General features: G+C 45.3%; 17 protein-coding genes. 8 read left to right on the forward strand and 9 right to left on the reverse strand.

Translation table 11 applies throughout. The features are described 5' to 3' along the window. The first annotated feature begins 20 nt into the window (after positions 1–20). Positions 21–1,070 (forward strand): DUF6340 family protein, encoded by a 1,050-nt coding sequence (locus tag D7D25_RS10065; protein WP_122968832.1) that lies wholly within the window; start codon positions 21–23, stop codon positions 1,068–1,070. 395 nt (positions 1,071–1,465) lie between these two features. Continuing rightward, positions 1,466–3,427 carry a transcription termination factor Rho gene (gene rho, locus D7D25_RS10070; RefSeq protein ID WP_122968833.1) on the forward strand — a complete coding sequence of 654 codons (1,962 nt, stop codon included), beginning with the start codon at positions 1,466–1,468 and terminating at the stop codon, positions 3,425–3,427. A gap of 192 nt (positions 3,428–3,619) precedes the next feature. On the opposite strand, the gene truA is transcribed toward rho, so the two are convergent. The 9 genes from truA to D7D25_RS10115 form a co-directional block, all read right to left on the reverse strand. Continuing rightward, a complete protein-coding gene (gene truA, locus D7D25_RS10075) occupies positions 3,620–4,369 on the reverse strand; it encodes a tRNA pseudouridine(38-40) synthase TruA (RefSeq protein WP_122968834.1) in 750 nt (249 codons plus the stop codon). 30 nt (positions 4,370–4,399) lie between these two features. Beyond that, complete coding sequence (locus tag D7D25_RS10080; RefSeq protein WP_122968835.1) at positions 4,400–5,230, reverse strand: hypothetical protein; 831 nt, start codon at positions 5,228–5,230, stop codon at positions 4,400–4,402. A 31-nt stretch (positions 5,231–5,261) separates the two neighbouring features. Then, positions 5,262–6,032, reverse strand: a complete 771-nt coding sequence (locus tag D7D25_RS10085) for a 3'-5' exonuclease (protein WP_122968922.1) — start codon at positions 6,030–6,032, stop codon at positions 5,262–5,264. Positions 6,033–6,042: 10 nt separating this feature from the next. Next, positions 6,043–7,167: a DNA polymerase III subunit beta gene (gene dnaN, locus D7D25_RS10090; protein ID WP_122968836.1), complete on the reverse strand. Its 1,125-nt coding sequence runs from the start codon at positions 7,165–7,167 to the stop codon at positions 6,043–6,045. A 316-nt stretch (positions 7,168–7,483) separates the two neighbouring features. Next, a complete protein-coding gene (gene xerD / locus D7D25_RS10095) occupies positions 7,484–8,374 on the reverse strand; it encodes a site-specific tyrosine recombinase XerD (protein WP_122968837.1) in 891 nt (296 codons plus the stop codon). A gap of 1 nt (position 8,375) precedes the next feature. Next, positions 8,376–10,898, reverse strand: a complete 2,523-nt coding sequence (locus tag D7D25_RS10100; protein WP_122968838.1) for an ATP-binding protein — start codon at positions 10,896–10,898, stop codon at positions 8,376–8,378. 8 nt (positions 10,899–10,906) lie between these two features. Next, positions 10,907–12,217: a sigma-54 dependent transcriptional regulator gene (locus D7D25_RS10105; RefSeq protein WP_122968839.1), complete on the reverse strand. Its 1,311-nt coding sequence runs from the start codon at positions 12,215–12,217 to the stop codon at positions 10,907–10,909. Between the two features lie 31 nt (positions 12,218–12,248). Beyond that, entirely contained in the window at positions 12,249–12,593 is a 345-nt protein-coding gene (locus tag D7D25_RS10110) for a hypothetical protein (RefSeq protein ID WP_122968840.1), read from the reverse strand. 96 nt (positions 12,594–12,689) lie between these two features. Then, positions 12,690–13,004, reverse strand: coding sequence for a septum formation initiator family protein (locus D7D25_RS10115; protein ID WP_122968841.1), 315 nt, complete (start codon positions 13,002–13,004; stop codon positions 12,690–12,692). Positions 13,005–13,245: 241 nt separating this feature from the next. Between D7D25_RS10115 and D7D25_RS10120 the strand changes: the two genes are divergently transcribed. The 6 genes from D7D25_RS10120 to D7D25_RS10145 all read left to right on the forward strand — a co-directional run bounded on the left by D7D25_RS10120 (position 13,246) and on the right by D7D25_RS10145 (position 19,489). Next, on the forward strand, positions 13,246–14,883 hold the full coding sequence (locus tag D7D25_RS10120; RefSeq protein WP_122968842.1) for a C69 family dipeptidase: 1,638 nt from the start codon (positions 13,246–13,248) through the stop codon (positions 14,881–14,883). A 23-nt stretch (positions 14,884–14,906) separates the two neighbouring features. Beyond that, a complete protein-coding gene (locus D7D25_RS10125; RefSeq protein WP_122968843.1) occupies positions 14,907–16,658 on the forward strand; it encodes a phospho-sugar mutase in 1,752 nt (583 codons plus the stop codon). Positions 16,659–16,774: 116 nt separating this feature from the next. Further along, on the forward strand, positions 16,775–17,233 hold the full coding sequence (locus D7D25_RS10130) for a methylglyoxal synthase (RefSeq protein WP_122968844.1): 459 nt from the start codon (positions 16,775–16,777) through the stop codon (positions 17,231–17,233). 237 nt (positions 17,234–17,470) lie between these two features. After that, complete coding sequence (locus tag D7D25_RS10135; RefSeq protein WP_221407998.1) at positions 17,471–17,701, forward strand: hypothetical protein; 231 nt, start codon at positions 17,471–17,473, stop codon at positions 17,699–17,701. Between the two features lie 73 nt (positions 17,702–17,774). Continuing rightward, positions 17,775–18,053, forward strand: coding sequence for a hypothetical protein (locus tag D7D25_RS10140; RefSeq protein WP_221407999.1), 279 nt, complete (start codon positions 17,775–17,777; stop codon positions 18,051–18,053). A 335-nt stretch (positions 18,054–18,388) separates the two neighbouring features. Beyond that, positions 18,389–19,489: an MBL fold metallo-hydrolase gene (locus D7D25_RS10145; RefSeq protein WP_122968845.1), complete on the forward strand. Its 1,101-nt coding sequence runs from the start codon at positions 18,389–18,391 to the stop codon at positions 19,487–19,489. Positions 19,490–19,497 lie beyond the last annotated feature (8 nt).

Here is a 19,497-nt window from a genome sequence, read left to right on the forward strand (position 1 = left end):
TTGTAGTAAATTTTAATCGTATGCAAAAAACAACATCCTCTCTGATAATTTTTCTCCTGGCTCTGTTAATGAGCAGTTGTGCGGGAATTAAATACCTGACAGTGGAAACGCGTGAACCGGCACAGGTCAATCTTCCTTCAAATGTGCTTTCAATAGCGATTGTCAATAATGTGGTACAACAACCCGATGAAGTGGGACACGACAGCATCCCGATAGGACATACCCAAGCGAAAAGGAGTAAAGTTTCATCCGACAGTGTCGCTGTCTTTTATACTGAAGCACTGGCACAATTTCTGGATGAGGAGGATTATTTTCAACGGGTGATGTATTACAATCAACCGTTAAGGAGCGACCATGATTTCTTCCAGGAGAAGCCAGTAGATCCCGAAACGATGCACAGGATCAGGAGGGAAACAGGCGCGGACGCAATTATCTCTCTCGACAAGCTGATCGTTGAGACTAAAAAGAGGGACCATTTCAGACAACAGGGATATACGTACGCGGACATGACAGGAAAAATACATTCTGTCCTCCGGGTATATATGCCTACCATGGAGGGAAAAATACCCGCCGCGCAATACACCGACAGCATCCGTTGGGAAGGGTTTGACATACAGGACGGAAGGGCGTATGCCGATATTATGCTCCCTTCCCGTAAAGAGGCCATAAAAATATTGGCAGTGCATGCTGCGGAAAAGATGACCTATGTATTTGCCCCACATTGGGAGATGCAGGATCGATGGTATTATACCTTACCCAACTCACTGATGCGGGAAGGTGAAGCCTATGCCAAAGGATCGCAATGGAGTAATGCTATTGAGAAATGGGAGGCGTTTTACAACAACAGTTCTAAAAAAACCGACAAGGCTAAAGCAGCCGGCAACATAGCACTGGCCTACGAAATGATCGACGATATGGACCGGGCACTGGAATGGGCCACCCTCTCCAATAACCTGTTCATTGAATCCACAGCACCCAACTCGCTGGAGAGAAGAAGATCTCTGCTCTACAAAATTGAAATTGAAAGGAGAAACAAAAACTCCCACAAATTGAACATGGATGATCTTTAACAGGAATATAGCAAGCAAACACCTGAAAAAAGCGGTTTAATTCCCTTTTTTCGGGTTTATTTCATCTGAATCTAAAAAAACTGCGAACTTAGTTTACGGTTTCCAAAAAAAAGACTATCTTTGTCCTCGAATCTTATAACAGCATTTTTACTCATAACTGCTGTTCAATAACATTAGACTTTTTCTTATTAGACTTTTTCTGTGCTCGACATAGTCAAGTAAACTTAGTCATTTTCAGTTTTTATTGTACTATTTCAAATGCTTTCGACTATTTCAGCGTTTGGCAAAGCAACCAAATTTGCTCCGCTCCCACTTAGTGGAAAAAGCACTCACAACAGCATATATTATCAACAACAATATTTATTCAAAAACCATAACGAATTTCATACACCTACATGGCTTATAACATTATTGAGCTTAATGAAAAGCTCACCACAGAATTACGGGTTCTTGCCAAAGAGATGGGCATAAGACGCCCCGATGCATACAAGAAAGAAGAACTCATTTATAAAATTCTTGATGAACAGGCAATTGCCGAAACAAAGAAACTGAGTGTAGACGGTGGAAACCCACAGGCTCACACAGCGAGGAGAGGTTCCGACAATAAAACAAATAACCAGAGAAATAAAACTGTCAACAGGAAAGAGGAACCCAAAGAAAAGGAGGCTGAGAAAAAAATAGAAGACAAGACGAAACCTCAAAGTCAATCACAGCCCGCGCAGGGTGCGGAGAAGCCCAAATTAGCGCGGAAAGAGTCCGCTGCTAGCGAAGAAAAGGGGCCGGCGACCCAAAATAGTATACCAAGCGCTCAGCCAGAAACTAAACCGGCAACCAACCCAACAGTTCCGGAAAAGAGTGTGGAGACTTCCGAAACAAAAGCCGACACCCCAGAGAAAAAAACCGAGGAAGCGACAACTCCAAAGGCACCCGGAAAACCCCTCCAATTGGTCTTCCGTTCTTCCAAGCGCCGGAATGAGGAAAAGAGTACGCCTGCCCCCGTCACCTTACCCCCGGTAGTGGCCGAAGAGGCGCCCGAAGAAAAAACGGACATGCCCGTGAAAGAGCCTCCCATCTCCGGCGGCAAACTTTCCATGATGGATCTTATATCACCTTCGCCACTGCAACCCAAACAGCCGGCCGCCCAGCAGGGCAAACAGTCGCAGACACAACAGGTTCAGGCGCAACCCCAGGTTCAGGCGCAAGGCCCGCAAGCCAAAGAAAAAGATCCTGGTTACGATTTCGACGGCATACTGAATGCCTCCGGTGTACTGGAGATCATGCCGGACGGTTATGGATTCCTGCGCTCTTCCGACTATAATTATATGTCGTCGCCCGACGATATTTATGTGTCTCAGTCGCAGATCCGTCTCTTTGGACTGAAAACAGGCGATGTGGTGGAGGGTCCTATCCGTCCTCCGAAAGAGGGAGAAAAATTCTTCCCGCTGGTAAAGGTGGACAATATCAACGGACGCAATCCGGATGATGTACGCGACCGTGTGCCTTTCGATCATCTGAAGCCGCTCTTCCCCAACGAAAAGTTCAACCTGACCAAAGGTCATAACGATAATCTTTCCTGTCGGGTGGTCGACATGTTCTCCCCTATCGGAAAAGGACAGCGCGGTCTGATCGTAGCGCAACCCAAGACCGGAAAAACAATGCTTTTGAAGGATATTGCCAACGCCATTGCCGACAACCATCCGGAAGTGTATATGATCATATTGCTGATCGACGAACGGCCAGAAGAGGTGACCGACATGGAACGGAGCGTAAATGCGGAAGTGATCGCTTCTACCTTCGATGAACCGGCAGACCGTCATGTAAAGATCGCCGAGATCGTGTTGAACAAAGCACGCCGTCTGGTGGAATGCGGACACGACGTGGTGATACTGCTCGACTCCATTACCCGTCTGGCACGTGCTTATAACACCGTACAGCCGGCTTCGGGAAAAGTACTCTCAGGAGGTGTGGACGCCAATGCATTGCATAAACCGAAACGTTTCTTCGGTGCCGCCCGTAATATCGAACACGGCGGTTCGCTCACCATTATCGCCACAGCACTTACCGAAACCGGCTCCAAGATGGACGACGTGATCTTCGAAGAGTTCAAGGGTACCGGTAACATGGAGTTGCAGCTCGACCGGAAACTCTCCAACAAACGGGTATTCCCCTCTGTGGATATCATTGCGTCGAGCACACGTCGTGATGATCTGCTCCTGTCTCAGGAAACACTTAGCCGGATGTGGGTACTCCGCAACTTCCTGTCGGATATGAACTCGGTGGAAGCGATGGAATTCCTGCTGACCCGTCTGAGACGTACTTCAAGCAATGAAGAATTCCTTATTTCAATGAATGATTGATTGTTAAGAAAGCGACTCCTCACGAAAGGGGAAGTGCATACTAAAATAAACGCAGCGGACTTCGCGGTTCGCTGCGTTTTTTGTGGGCGGGCGACCTGAACTCAATATGCAACTGGCAATCACCAGGTGCGCCACCGGGCGTTTTACCCGGCATGACTTTTTCTGGTATGCGTTAAAAAAGTATATAGTGGATCACAACCAGATATCATCGGGATAGATCACTTTTTCCAGGAAAAGGGCGTGTCCCGGTGCAGAGTCTCCTGCCACATTGCGATTTCCGGCTTCAATAATGCGTCGCAACCCCTGCTCATCAAGCTGTCCCCTACCCGCTTGCAACAGTGTTCCCACAATAGCGCGTACCATATTCCTAAGAAAACGATCGGCCCGAATGGTAAACTGGTACAACTCTTCTTTTTTTTCCCACCGGGCATATTCAATCCGGCAGTTGTTGGTCTTCACATCTGTATGCAGTTTACTGAAACTGGTGAAGTCTTTATACTCCTTCAATACTTCGCAGAGGGTGTTCATCACTTCGAGGTCAGGCTGAAAAAACAACCGGTAAGTATATTCATGGAGAAACGGATCTTTCACCGTCGTCACATAGTATTTATAAGTGCGTGAGACAGCACTGAAACGGGCATGCGCGTCGGGGCGCACCTGTCGTATAGCGGAAAGGGAAATATCTTTCGGAAGGAAATTATTGAGTCTGTATACCAGATCATCCGGAGAAAAAATATCTCCCTGCCAATCGAAATGGGCCACCATTTCACGGGCATGCACACCGGCATCGGTCCTACCGGCACCTACCACCATCACTTCTTTCCTTAAAATAACAGAGAGTGCATCCTGAAGCGTCTGCTGCACACTCATTCCGTTAGGTTGGATTTGCCAACCCACATAATTTTTTCCGTTATAGGAAAGTGTGATAAAAAAACGGGGCATCCGAAGTTTATAGATTAAGAAGCAATTAATTTAGAACGCGGGTGTAGAGGGTTCTTCCACCGGCATGTGCGGCGCAAGCAGGATTAACCCTCCTACAGCGGCTGCACCTGCCACAATCCAGCCGGCAGTAACAGCATTCCGATTGACTATCTCTATATAAAATATGTCACCTCGTTGTTGAACATCACGGGATAAGAGGTCGTTTTTACTACCTGTTTTTATTATTTCCGAAATAAAAAATACATCTTCAAAAACAGTCTGACTTTTATCCCTGTCATTGACAATGGTTAAATAGCTTCGAAATTTTAAAGGTGTATCTTCTTCGGTAAAATTGATAAAACGAACAGATGAGAGACCTATGTCCCGCTTCCGATACAGATATGCAGGAATATCCAGATTCAAAATGCGCGACAACGCCATAGGCGAATAAACAACTTTAGAATGAGGAGGAACAAACAGATCACTCTGAGGTAACACAACTCGCCCGGAAATACTTCCCGAAGAAGCACTGTAATTGGTATTTGAGAAATGAAAGGTCGTGGTACTTACATCGCCGTGAAAGCGTGCGTTATTATCTCTCAACTGCACAGCATAGTCTTCAGCAATAATCACTGAGCGCGACCAATCTACAAAAACCGGATCCTCCGACTCATTATGGATTTCATACACTACTTTCCCGCCCAAATCCTTGAATGAATAGTTTACAGATAAATCATTACGAGAGGTACGAAACGAACCATCCTGGTTCCGCAGTAACTCCTTTTCGTACGACTGAACGGTGGAATAATAGTAGGTCGTACAACCGGACGTCAATAATCCCAGACTGACAATTAAAAATAAAACGGCATTCTTTAAGATCATAGGGAAGTATTTTAATGTGCAAACAGCACGTTTAACCATTCATCCCACGAAGTCTGATTTTAGTAAGCGCCTGTTTGGTATTGAGCGGAAAATCGCCATCCATCATCCATGCGTAATAACTCGGTTCGTTTTTGAGTACCTCTGCCACCGGTTTTCCCTTGTGTTTCCCGAAGTTAAAAACTTCCACTCCTTTCTCGTCATAGATAAATCGTCCGGCAAAGTCCACATTACTGTTGAAACTCGAATACTCCTTCGACAACTTTTCAATATCATTTTCCAGATCGGGATAGCGGTCGAGTTGCGATTTCAACACTTCGTAGGTCGCTATGGTATCAGCCTCGGCAGAATGCGCATTATCTAATTTTTTATTGCAATAAAAAGCATAAGCTGCTTCCAGGGTACGCTGTTCTTTTTTATGGAAGATGATCTGCACATCTATAAATTTACGTTTGCTCATATCGAAATCCACGCCGGCGCGAAGGAATTCTTCCGCCAGCAGCGGCACATCGAACCGGCTCGAGTTGAAGCCGGCCAGATCACATCCTTCGAGTTGGTCGGCCAATGACCGTGCTACCTGTTTGAAAGTAGGGCAATCTTTCACGTCATCATCGGTGATGCCGTGAATAGCGGTAGCCTGTGGAGGGATAGGCTTTTCGGGATTGATGCGGCGTGATTTGACCTCCTCCTTGCCGTTGGGATACACTTTCAAGAATGATATCTCCACAATGCGGTCGTGTATGATGTTAATCCCGGTCGTCTCCAAATCGAAGAAGACCAGAGGATTCTTAAGATTTAACTTCATCAGATTATCGTTAGTCATTCAACATCATCGGCATCAACAGCGTCAGCATATCCTCGTTTTCCTCTTTCTCGACAGGAAGGATCAACCCGGCCCGTGACGGATCGGAAAGTTCTATGCGCACATCCGAGGAGGGTATATTATCAAGGATATCAATCAGGAAAGAGGCTTTAAATCCGATGTTCATCACATTCCCCTCGTAAGTGCAGGGTATGGTTTCTTCCGCAGTGGTCAGGAAATCGATATCCTGGGCGGTAATCACGATTTTATCTTCCGAGAGTTGGAATTTCACCAGGTTGCTGGCCGGATTGGAGAATACAGCCACGCGTTTGAGCGCGTTGAGTAGTGTCAGGCGATCCAGTGTAAACGTGTTGGGATTGTTCTGCGGGATTACCGAGTTATAATTGGGGTAACGCCCCTCCACAAAGCGGCATACCATCTTGTAAGATGACATGGTGATATAAGCGTTGTTCTCATCGAACTTAATCTCCACCATGCCGGATTCTTTCGGAAGAAGTGATTTGAGCAGGTTCGCCGGCTTTTTTGGCAGGATAAATGATGAACGTCCTTCGCCCCTGGTCTCAGTAGTGGTCACACGAACCAGTTTGTGCCCGTCGGAAGCCACGAAAGTAAGGTCGTCGGTTGTAATATCAAAATAGATACCGTTCATCACCGGACGCAATTCATCGTCGGCGGTGGCAAAGACGGTCCGGTTGATACCTGAAAAGAGTGTATCGGCCTCCACGGTCAATGTAATAAATGAATCTTTAAGCGGCTTCGGCTCCGGATATTCATCCCCTTTCAGGCCTACAAAATTGTATTTCCCGTTATGATAATAGAGAAATATTTCCAGTGTTTCGTCGTTGATATCGAACGTGAGCGGCTGGTCGGGCAATTCACGCAAAGGGTCGAGCAGGTTCCGGGCATTGATGGCCAGGTTTCCTTCACCTTCCGCGCTATTCACCTCCACCGTTGTCTCCAACCGGGTTTCGTTGTCGGCTGCGGTAAGTGAGAGTGTGTTACCTTTCAGATCGAGCAAAAAGCAGTCGAGAATAGGCAATGTGTTCTTGGAATTAATAACTCTGCTTATGGCCTGCAAGTGACTCAACAGTGCGGCGCTTGATACTACAAACTTCATATGATTAAAAATTAGACCCAAGAGCCAAGAATCATGACACAAGCGTTGTTGATATCTGTGTGTGTGAACTCGTATCTCAGGAGCGTTGCATTTGTTTATTGATTTTTCAGCAAATATATAAAATTATCCCGCTGCATCGACTCTTTTCCCGATAAATTTTCGACACCTGTTCAAAATTCAGGATTCCAAATTCAAGATTCAATATTTCAAAATTTCATGATTTAGTTTTCATTTTCAATTTTCAATTAACAAAATAACCTTCCCTCCATTCCACATTATTACATTATACATTATTCTCATTGACATATTATTCTCATCAACTTCTCGGATGATGTTCGATGATCTCCTGTCGGAGAAAATGCCGGTCGATATGAGTATAGATCTCGGTAGTAGTGATCTTCTCATGACCCAACATCTCCTGGATCACCCTTATATTGGCGCCTCTCTCGAGCAGATGGGTGGCAAACGAATGACGAAAAACGTGCGGGCTGATCTTTTTTTGCAAACCCACTTCTTCGGCATACCGCTTGATATAATAAAAAACCGTGACCCGGGAGATGGCTTTGCCACGTGAGCTGACAAAGAGAATATCTTCATTTCCTTTCTGGATGGGAATCTGATTCCGATAGTAAAGCCAGTCACGGATCTTCTGTATGGCCACATCGGAAATGGGTACCAGCCGCTGTTTACCTCCCTTTCCCTCCACACGGATAAAACCTTCGTTGAAAAAGAGATTCGAAAAGCGGAGGCTGGTCAGTTCTGATATACGAAGTCCGCAGCTGTACAATGTTTCAATAATAGCGTAGTTTCGGGTGCCTTCGGCTGACGACACATCTATGGCTGCCAGTAACGCGTCGATCTCCTCCACTGACAAAACCACCGGAAGCTTCAGGCCGATCTTGGGTGCTTCCAGCAATTCGGCGGGATCATCCCTCCGGATCTTGTCCAGCAAAACAAAGCGGAAAAATGATTTCAAGCCCGAAATGACACGGGCTATGGAGCGGGGCGAAATGTCCTTATCATGCAGTTCGGAAAGAAACTCTTCCAGATGAGCGGTCTGAACCGATTTTATATCGATCTCTTTGTTTTCCATGAAATCAAGCAATTTCTCCAGATCGGTCATGTAGGCATCAATGCTATTGGCCGACAATCCTTTCTCCAGCAGAAGATAGCGCTTATATTTTTCGATCTTCGGATCCAGCTTCATTTTACTTTTCGTCGATCTCTTTTCTGAGAGTTGTTGCCTCTTCGAGGTGTTCTTCGATTTTATTCAGCACAAAAGATTCCTCATTTTCCGATAGGATCTCCCCTTTTTCCAATTTCACCATCAGGTCAATCAAGGGCTTATTTCCCATTAACCGGAACAGGGGCAATATCTTGTGAATGATTCCCTGAGCGGCCTTTTTCTCTTTTTTCAGGAAAGCTTCTTCCAGTTGAACGCGACACTCTCCCGTTTCATTGATAAACAATTGCAAAATGGCCGCGGAAGCCTGTTTGTCTTCACTCACGAATTCGATCAACGCCCTGGCTCCCTTTTCTTCGTCGAAAGATTGGTTTTCTTCCGGCATAAAGTCCTCCTCTTCGGGATTTCCATTCCCCACATAGTGCCGGATAATACTGTATAACCTGTCGGAAGTGAACGGTTTAAAAAGAAAATCGGTAAATCCGGCAGACTGCATCTTTTCTTTCGATATATCCGATCTGGCGGATAACCCTATTACAGGCATATTTTTCACCTGCTCGCTCCCTAAACGACGAATCTTTTCCACCAGTGTCAATCCGTCGGTCCCGGGCATCTGAATATCCATAAACAGGATATCAAAGGAAGACGATTGAAGAAGCGGTAACACCTTATCGGGGTTAATTTGCGTCACGCTCTTTATGTTCTTCTTGGCAAGCATCTCCGAAGTCATCGCCAACTGAACAGGGTCATCATCCACAAGAAGCACAGAAACACCTTCAAGGTCCTGTTGGCGTATCTCAGGCTTGCCACCGCTTTCAACCTGTATCTCTCCTTTTGCATCTTTGAGAGGAATCTCCACAATGAATTCAGCTCCTTCCCCTTTGCGGGAATTGAGACGGATAGTCCCATTCAATGCCTCAATAAACCCTTTGGTGATAGCCAACCCCAGACCACTTCCCTCCTCACCGAGAGGGTTGTCCAGTTGCTTGAATTCCTGAAAGATAATCTGTTGATCAGCGTCATCGATTCCCTCACCGGTATCGGTGACTGAAAACAGAAGACGTTTCAGGGAGTCATCGTCCTTTAACCAGGCCCTGACCCGGACACTACCCTCCGACGTGTATTTTACCGCATTGGAGATAATATTATTCATAATCTGGCGTATCATATAGAGATCACCATACACAACCAATTGTTCAGGCAGATTATTTTCAACACGGTATTCCAGGCCTTTCCTTGAAGCCAGCGGCCCGAAGCCTGAAGCCGTATTTTCTATAAGACCGTACAGGCTGAAATTCGACTCCTTCAACTGCCAGCTTCCTTCTTCCAACTTATGATAGTCCAGCAATGCGGATGCAAGCTCCAGGATTTGTTCTCCCGAGTTTTTCATATTGTTAAGGTAAGCCTCGTTTTTCCGATCGCCGCGCATATCCATCAACTCGATGAATCCGAGGATTGAACTCATGGGCGCCTTGATATCGTGCGATATGGTGAGCATCAGTTTTTCACGTGAGGCGAGTAAATCGGAAATACGTTTATTAGACGCTTCCAGTTGTCTTCTATAGCGCTGGCTTTTGTTAATATCCACCAGAAAGAGTATGGCGAAAACAAATGCGATAAGCAACGCCAGACAGAAAGCGATAAACATGGTACGTTGAGAGCCGGCGATAGTCTGTTCTTTCGCCTTAAGGAGCTGAAGCGACCTTTCTAACTCCTCTTGTTCAATTCCCTTCAACAATTCGTCAATACGTGAAGTAAGCATCTGGTTGGTCTGGCTCATCAACTCCTGACGGGCAAGATAGGCTAATTGAAATTGTCTTTGCCGCTCCAGATCGAGCCTCTCCGAATAACGCACCTTGTTGACAATAGTATCCACGATCAGTTTAAGCTCGTGATCCGAAACAATCGACCTCTTTTCAATCACCACGGTGGAGTCGACACGGGCTACAAATACGTCCCGTACACGATCCATAAAACCTCTCCGGTTACCGGCCACCACACTTGTGTCACTTTTATTGGCATCCGCGCTGTTCAGATTCTTACTCTCCAAATAATCGGTTATCTCCTGATTCAATTTCAGCGGCACATAACTGCTTTCGTATTGCATCACGATTCTCGGAGCACGGCGGAAGGAATCGAGCAACACAGCGATTTCCTGGAGGTTTTCCCTTTTCCTGTCCACCAACAATTGTATGGTATCCAACTTCTCTATGCGTGATGAATCGGCCGCCACCTGTTTCAACTCATCAAGGTTGGTTCTGATCTTGGGAGTTATAGAATCGTACTTCTGGAAATACTGTTCCGCGTTTTCCGCGTTCATCAGGTTTTGCCCGCTCTCAATCTCATAAAGCATGGAAAGCGTGTTTCCCACAATCAGTAATTCCGGCATCTCTTCGCCTTTGATCCGGGTATTGGAATATTTCACCAGATTATTATAGAGAGAAACAAGACCTAAGGCCATGACTGCCACCACCAGCAGATATCCGATAATAACGGTAAATTTGATCTTTAATGAACTTTGTTTTCTATTTTCAGGTAATGAGCGCATATTGTTCTTCAGTTGTTGATAATGACGTTATACAGCTTCATCTTGTTATAAAGTGTTTTCCTGTCAATATTCAGTATGGAGGCTGCCATAGTTTTATTACCTTTGGCCAGTTCCAGTGCCTCCATGATCTTTTCTTTTTCGTAATATTCCTTGCGAAGGCCCTGTATTGGGTTCAATAGTTGCGAGCGGTTATTATTTTTTGCTCCCTTTCCGAACAACTCCGGAATAATGGATGGAGGAATGGTTGTCTCGTCGGTAAGCAAGGCGGCTTTTATGATACAGTTCTTCAATTCCTGTATATTCTCCGGCCAAGCATAACCGGCCAGCCGGTCCAGCACGGCCGGATCAATGGTGTCTATCTGTTTGTCGAGTGTAGCGTTGGCAAACCGGAGAAAATGATTGGCAAGGAAGATGATTACCTCTTTTTTATCTTTCAGGGTAGGCAACACGATACAATCCTGTATCACCAGATTATAAAGTTTTGGAATAAGGCGCTTCTGCAATTCCTCTTTCCGCATCTCCGAACTCATGATCACTTGGGTAAAATCATCGTCTTTTTTTTGTCTGGTGAGGATGTTCAACAACTCATCCTGCTGGTTGATATCGAGATAGGCTATTTGCCGTATGTACAGCAGCCCCCCTTTTGCTTCAAGAAATTTCCGCATAAGGGGTGACTTGTGATCACTTCTATCAGACAATTTACGGTAGGAATTTACCACATCGGCAGATTTATCATTATCGAGAATTACCAATGGTTTCGGCAAGTGGGTGCCTTTTTCGTAGATATATTTTACTGCAGAGAGTTTTCCTGTCCCCCGGTCACCAAGGATTAACCGGTGTTGGTCATTTTCTATAATATGGTCGAGTTGTTTGTAGAGTTGCTTGTATTCCGCACCCGGGAACTTGATGAAATCATCGGAAAAGCCTTTTTGTTTCAACATCCGTTCCTGACGAAGAATGGCTTCATCGATTTTTTTGAAAAGTTGCTCCGGTTCGATCGGCTTGGAAATATAATCTACCGCGCCCGATTTCATCGACTCGACTGCCGACTCTATGTCAGCATAACCGGTCATCATGATCACCAGTATATCCGAATCATATTTCTTTACCCAGGCAAGAAAACTGAAGCCGTCGGCATCGGGCATCCTTATATCGCTCAGGATCAAATCAAACGGTTGCTCCTTCACCTTCTGCTTTGCTTCCAAAACATTGATGGCTGTTTCCACGCTGAACCCTTTCTTTACTAACCAAGATTTCAGCATCAGACAAACAGTCAGATTGTCGTCAATAACGAGTATATTCCTGTTTACATTATCCATAGAAGAATATTACATGCAACATACCGGGATTTTATAGTTTATTTTTCTCCTTTTCCAACTCCCGGGGTATCATAACAGCCGCATAGAGCAGAAATATTGCTGCTATGATCATTGCCAGTACCCACTCATTACGTCCCCTGAACATCAGAAAAGTCGCCACAATCATCGATATGCATGAAAACAGCTGAAAATTAAACAACCTCTTACCACGTATACTTTTTCCCGGATAGGGGTTTGTGAAAGTGATGGCAGAGAAAACTGCCACGGACAAAGCCATTATCCAAGGTGCCACAGCAGGTGTGAAAAGATAGAATACCGCTGATAATAAAATCAAAATACCGGAAATCCAAAATAGAATATCTTTTACGCGATGCATTGTATATGCGCTAATTATTTGTAAAATATCAACCAGAACCCGATTATGGTCTTACAAATATATTACTTTTTTTTGATTATTCACCTTAATCCCTTCTTACTTATTTTCTTTAATGATAAAAATCTCTTCATTTTCCTTTTTCATGAGATAATTTTCCCGCGCAAATTTCTCAAGGTCTTCTTTATTGGATTGAAGCTCATTCAGCTTTTCCGTATCTGTCTCTGTCTGTTCCCGGTAAAATTCGATCTGGGATTCAAGGTCTTTTATTTGAGCCTCATATTTCATTCTTTTGGTAACACTACTGTCACTGAAGAAAAAGAGCATCGCGATCAGCACAAGAAGAATGATAATCTGATAGACAGTAAGTCCCAGAATTCTTCCTGATCCGAATTTCTTTGTATTTTTATTCATTGTTACACAACTTTTAAGCACTACAAAAATAGCTTCTTTTTTCGAATTGTGCGAACCATTGCAGCGAAATAAATATAAAATATCCATTCTACCTTTTGGGGAAATTGAACAAAATAAAGTACCTTTACGCTCAAGTTAAGAAATTAAAAAAAAGTATGAACCGAGCATGATAATTGTTCTCACACAAGAACACGATTAAAAGCGAGTTCGATATACCGAAATAAAAAAATAAAATAATCATATGAAGAAAGTTATTACCGTCATTGCGTTGTTGTGCGTAACCCTTGGCTCCTTTCCCTGTACCAATTTGCTGGTAGGGAAGAAAGCTTCCACAGACGGATCCACACTGATCTCCTATGCTGCCGATTCCTACGCGCTGTATGGAGAACTGTATCACTGGCCCGCAAGACAATATAGTCCGGGAGAAATGCTCAAAGTATACGAGTGGGATACAGGAAAGTATCTGGGAGAAATACCTCAGGCATTACAGACCTACAATGTGATAGGTAATATGAACGAGCACCAGTTGGCCATTGGCGAGACAACTTTCGGTGGACGGAGCGAACTGTCCGATTCCACAGGCATTATGGATTACGGAAGCCTTATTTATATTACGCTACAGCGTGCCAAAAACGCCCGGGAAGCCATTAGCGTGATGACCGGACTGGTAAATGAACATGGCTATCACAGTTCGGGCGAATCGTTCTCAATAGCAGACCCCGAAGAGGTGTGGGTGATGGAGATGATCGGCAAAGGCCCCGGCAACAAAGGGGCTGTCTGGGTGGCTGTGCGCATCCCTGACGATTGTGTGTCAGCTCATGCCAACCAGGCACGCATCCAGCAATTCCCCTTGAACGATCCCGACAATTGCATCTACTCTCCGGATGTGATCTCCTTCGCCCGTGAGAAAGGATATTTTGAAGGTAACGATACCGATTTCAGTTTTGCCAAAGCATACGCTCCTCTTGATTTCGGCGCGCTCCGCTACTGTGAAGCGCGGGTATGGTCGTTTTTCAACAAAGTGAACAAGGATATGGCCCGGTACGTCACCTACGCGCAGGGAAAAACCACGGATCCCATGCCGCTCTATATCAAACCCGACAGAAAGTTGAGCGCACAGGATATCCAGGAGATGATGCGCGACCACTACGAAGGAACCGAACTCGATTGGCGCTTCGATGTAGGTGCGGGCCCCTTCAACTCGCCCTACCGTTGGAGTCCGCTCTCTTTTGAGGTCGATTCCGTGGAATATTGCAACGAACGCCCTATCGCCACACAGCAAACAGCCTTCTCATTCGTGGCACAGATGCGTTCCTGGCTGCCTGATGAAATAGGTGGAATCCTTTGGTTCGGTATCGACGATGCGGCACAAACGGTGTACTATCCGTTCTATTGCGGCCACACAGAAACACCTCCCGAAATGACCGCGGGTAATGGAGACCTGCTGACTTTCTCATGGACATCCGCTTTCTGGATTCACAATTGGGTCTCCAATATGGCGTACACCCGTTACAGCGATATGAGCGTAGATATGAAAAAAGTGCAATCGAAGCTCGAAAACCAATTCCGAACCGCACAACCCGAAGTGGAACAGGAAGCGGCACGGCTTCGTGAACAATCTCCCTCACAAGCTGTTCAGTATCTTACACAATACACCAACAGCCTTGTGAAAGAGGGGGTAACAGAATGGAAAAAACTGGGTGAATATCTTATGGTGAAATATGTGGACGGTGTAATCAAAAGAGAGGAGAACGGACAATTTAAACGCAACCCATACGGGAAACCGGCTTCTCCTTTACGCCCGGGATATTCGAACGAATATTACAGAAAGATAGTCGACCAGACTGGCGAAAAATACAAAGTACATCCTATTCAATAAACAAAAATTAAGACTGTTTTAACATGGAAGAAGAAACATTATTAGCCCAAGTCACCGACAAGGCTATATCTTGGATTAAAGGAAATTACGACGCTGAGACGAAAGAAGAGGTACAACAAATGCTCGACAGCGACGATAAAACGAAACTGATCGATGCTTTCTATAAGGATCTTGAATTCGGCACCGGCGGTCTGCGCGGCATCATGGGTGCCGGCAGTAACCGAATGAACATCTATACGGTAGGTTCTGCCACACAAGGGCTTTCAAATTACCTCAAAAAAGAATTTGGCGACCTGGATGAGATCAAGGTAGTAATCGGTCACGACTGCCGTAATAACAGCCGTAAATTTGCTGAAATCTCAGCTGATATCTTCAGCGCGAACGGCATTAAAGTATATCTTTTTGAGAATCTGCGTCCCACCCCTGAAGTGTCTTTCGCTATCAGAAGGCTGGGATGCCAGAGCGGAATTATGATCACCGCTTCACACAATCCCAAGGAATACAACGGTTATAAAGCTTATTGGAACGATGGCGCGCAGGTGCTTGCCCCGCACGACAAAAATATCATCGCCGAAGTGAACCGTATTAAATCGGTAGATGATATCCGTTTTGAGGGAAACAAAGAGCTGATCGAGATTATTGGAAAGGATATGGACAAAGCGTTTATCGAAGAGGTAAAAAAACTGGTGCTCTCGCCCCAGGCCATTACCCGCCATAACGACCTGAAGATTGTCTACACGCCGATCCATGGAGCCGGAAGCACGCTCGTGCCCGACGCTTTGAGAGCGGTAGGCTTCACCAATATCATCTCCGTTCCTGAACAGGATGTGATAAGCGGAGATTTCCCGACTGTGGTGTCCCCCAACCCGGAAGAACCGGCAGCACTCGACCTGGCCATCAAAAAGGCCATGGAAATCGATGCCGATCTGGTGATGGCGACCGATCCCGACGCAGACCGTATCGGTGCGGCTATCCGCGACAATAAAGGGGATTTCATCTTAGTCAACGGTAACCAGACGATGCTGATCTGCCTCTATTACCTGATGACCCGTCGCGATGAACTGCAACTACTTACAGGTAAGGAATATGTAGTAAAGACAATCGTCACCACCGAACTGGTAAAAGAAATTGCCGATAAGAGGGGTATTGAGCTCTTCGATTGCTACACCGGTTTCAAATGGATCGCCGAGATCATCCGCCAGAACGAAGGAATAAAAAAATATATCGGAGGAGGAGAAGAAAGCTACGGCTTTCTGGCCGGCGACTTCGTACGCGACAAAGACTCCATATCGGCCTGCACCCTGTTCGCGGAGATAGCAGCATGGGCACGTGACAACGGGAAGAGTATGTACGAACTATTGCAGGATATCTATCTGGAATACGGCTATTCCAAAGAAGTGGGTATCTCCCTGGTACGCAAAGGCAAGGAAGGTGCCGAGGAGATAGAAGCTATGATGAAGAATTTCCGGGTGAATCCTCTGACTTCACTGGGCGGATCCCCGGTTACCCTGGCGAAGGATTTCGCAAAACTGGAGGCTGTGGATCATCTTCACGGTGAACATATTTCACTGGAGATGCCAACTACCTCCAACGTGCTGCAATTCTTCACAGAAGAAGGCACAAAACTCTCTATCCGTCCTTCAGGCACAGAACCAAAGATCAAATTCTATATTGAAGTGAAGGGTGAACCGGCAAAAACGAGAGAAGCCCTGGAAGAAGCGGAAGAGGCGGCAAACAAGAAGATCAGCGCTATTCGGGAGGAACTAGGGATATAATATGGGATGATTCACCGATTTGATGATGCGGTGATGAGAAACGCAATTAAACATTATCCTGGTTCTTGATTCTTGGATCTTGGTTCTTGGCTCTTGATTCTAAAACTCTTTCAAATATGAAACGAAAACTAACAATAGCTTTGGTGGCGCATGACCACCGCAAAGCCGATATGGTGGAATGGGTGGTTTTTAATGCCGATTTTTTGTCGAAGCATCACCTCGTTTGCACCGGCACCACCGGCACACTGGTGCGGGATGCTTTGTACGAAAAAGGAGTCTATCCTGAATTCACCATCATGAATTCAGGGCCGATGGGGGGCGATGCGGAGATTGCCGCCATGGTGGTTCGCAAGGAGATAGACCTGGCCGTTTTTCTGATAGACGACCTCAATCCGCAACCCCACGAAGCAGATATCATGATGTTGCTTCGCCAGTGCCGGGTGCATAATATACCTATAGCCTGCAACCGGTACAGCGCCGACCTCATGATCACCAGTAACCTATGGGATGATGATCACTATACTCCATCCCCACCCCGGTATGAAAAATTTGACAGGGAATCGTTGAATCTCTGAAACAACCATTCACTAAAGATTGGATCCCTCATCGGCAGACAACAGCCAATGAGGGATTTTTGAAACGCACACATCAAATGACAACATATATTTCCGTCACAACATCCGCGATAATTCAAATTATCGCGGATTTATGCAATACCCCGCATTATTGCTTAAACATGCAATAATACTTCACATTGCGATAATGTGCAATATTATATTTAACTTTGCCACTTCAATTATAACAACCAGCACATGATAGCAGTTATAAAAGGAGATATCATCGCGTCAAGGAAGCTGACAGATCAGGAGAAATGGCAGTCACCCCTGAAGAAACTGTTGAGCACATGGGGAAAGGCTCCCGAGCAATGGGAGTTGGTGTGGGGTGATTTTTTTCAGATAGAGATTGATCATCCGGAAGAAGCACTCCAAAAAGCCCTGATCATAAAGCGGATCAAGTTTCAATTTTCATGCATGGTTCGATAATGTAAACGTATGGATTTACATTACAGCAATACTCTTTTTAACGGTAGTAAGCAGTATAATCATACAGGTTCTCATGTCCAACTGGTCAAAATCGTTGGACGACAATAACGACGCATCCCTGGCCAGTGCGGGAAAGTATATCCGTATATTGGAGCGATTATTTGTCTTCACATTTATATTAACCGGTAATTGGGGAGCTATCGGATTTTTACTGGCTGCGAAATCGGTTTTCCGTTTTGGGGACTTAAGGGAATCAAAAGACAGAAAATTAACAGAATATATTTTGATCGGAACCTTGCTCAGTTTTGGCATAGCCGCAGCTACAGCAATGCTTGTAATTGAATTACAATGAGATCATATCAATAACTCCCACTCGCCGAGGCTAACGGACATCTATGTAAAAGGGAGGAAACATTCAATCCTTTTTTTGTTATAATAAATTATAGATGACTCTAACAAGGCACAGATATGAAGACTCATACAACAAATTTCCACCCCGCATGCGCACTTCACCGTCGGCAAAGAGTGGGTGCTTTGGAATCCATATAGTAACGGCGAAGGAAAGATCACCCTCTACGGAATGGGAACCAAAGAGTATCAACAGTTTTCCGCTCCATTTTTCTTTAAAAAAGCGAGACCTTTGATGGACAATAGCGACTTTACCACATGAAATTGATAAAAAGAATAATGATAGTCATTGTAAGCATCGTATTGCTGTTGGGCATTACGATATTTTTCTATATCCGGCAACCGAAGTTCGGCAAAGCTCCAAGCGGGGAACGACTCGAGCAATTACAACAATCCCCGAATTACCAAGATGGACAATTCCGCAATATCCGCCATACACCCAATTTCAGCGGGGATCAATCGCCTGCGAAGGTCTTTTTCAATTTCCTTTTTAAGAAAGCTCCACGTACAAAACCGGTTGACCAGATCCCGTCCCTGAAGACAGATTTGAAAAACCTGCCACTCGATGAAAATGTGCTGGTATGGTTCGGCCATTCCTCTTATTTTATCCAACTCAACGGAAAGCGGTTTCTGATCGATCCGGTTTTTAGCGGCAATGCTTCGCCGGTACCTAATTCCAATAAATCATTCAATGGGACAGATGTATATTCGGCCGATGACATGCCTGAAATTGATTATCTGCTTATCACTCATGATCATTACGACCACCTTGATTATCCGACAATAATGACATTGAAACCCACGGTCGGGCACATTGTCTGCGGTCTGGGTGTAGGCGCGCATTTCGAGTACTGGAAATTCGACCCGGGAAAGATTACCGAGAAAGATTGGAACGAAAGTGTGTTCATTTCCGATAATATCACCCTGTATACTGCACCGGCACGCCATTTTTCAGGCAGGAGTTTTTCAAGGAACAATACTCTTTGGCTGGCATTTATTCTACAAACCAAAGAGTTAAAATTATATCTCGGGGGCGACGGCGGATATGACGCCCATTTTGCTGAAATCGGGGAAAAATTCGGTGGATTTGATCTGGCTATCCTGGAGAACGGCCAGTATAATCAGGCGTGGCGGGCCATCCATCTAATGCCCGAGGAGGGATTACAGGCAGCAAAAGACCTAAAAGCAAAACGCTTGTTTCCCGTCCATTCTTCTAAATTCAAATTATCTCACCATCCCTGGGACGAGCCGTTAAAAACCATCACCGAAATGAATGAGCAAGGAGACCGGATACCACTGGTAACTCCCAGGATCGGCGAAGTTGTCAATCTGAACGACACCACACAGGTTTTCAGCAAATGGTGGGAGGGGATTAATTGAAATCTGAA

It is taken from the genome of Proteiniphilum sp. X52, from assembly GCF_003712195.1.
Lineage (GTDB): Bacteria > Bacteroidota > Bacteroidia > Bacteroidales > Dysgonomonadaceae > Proteiniphilum.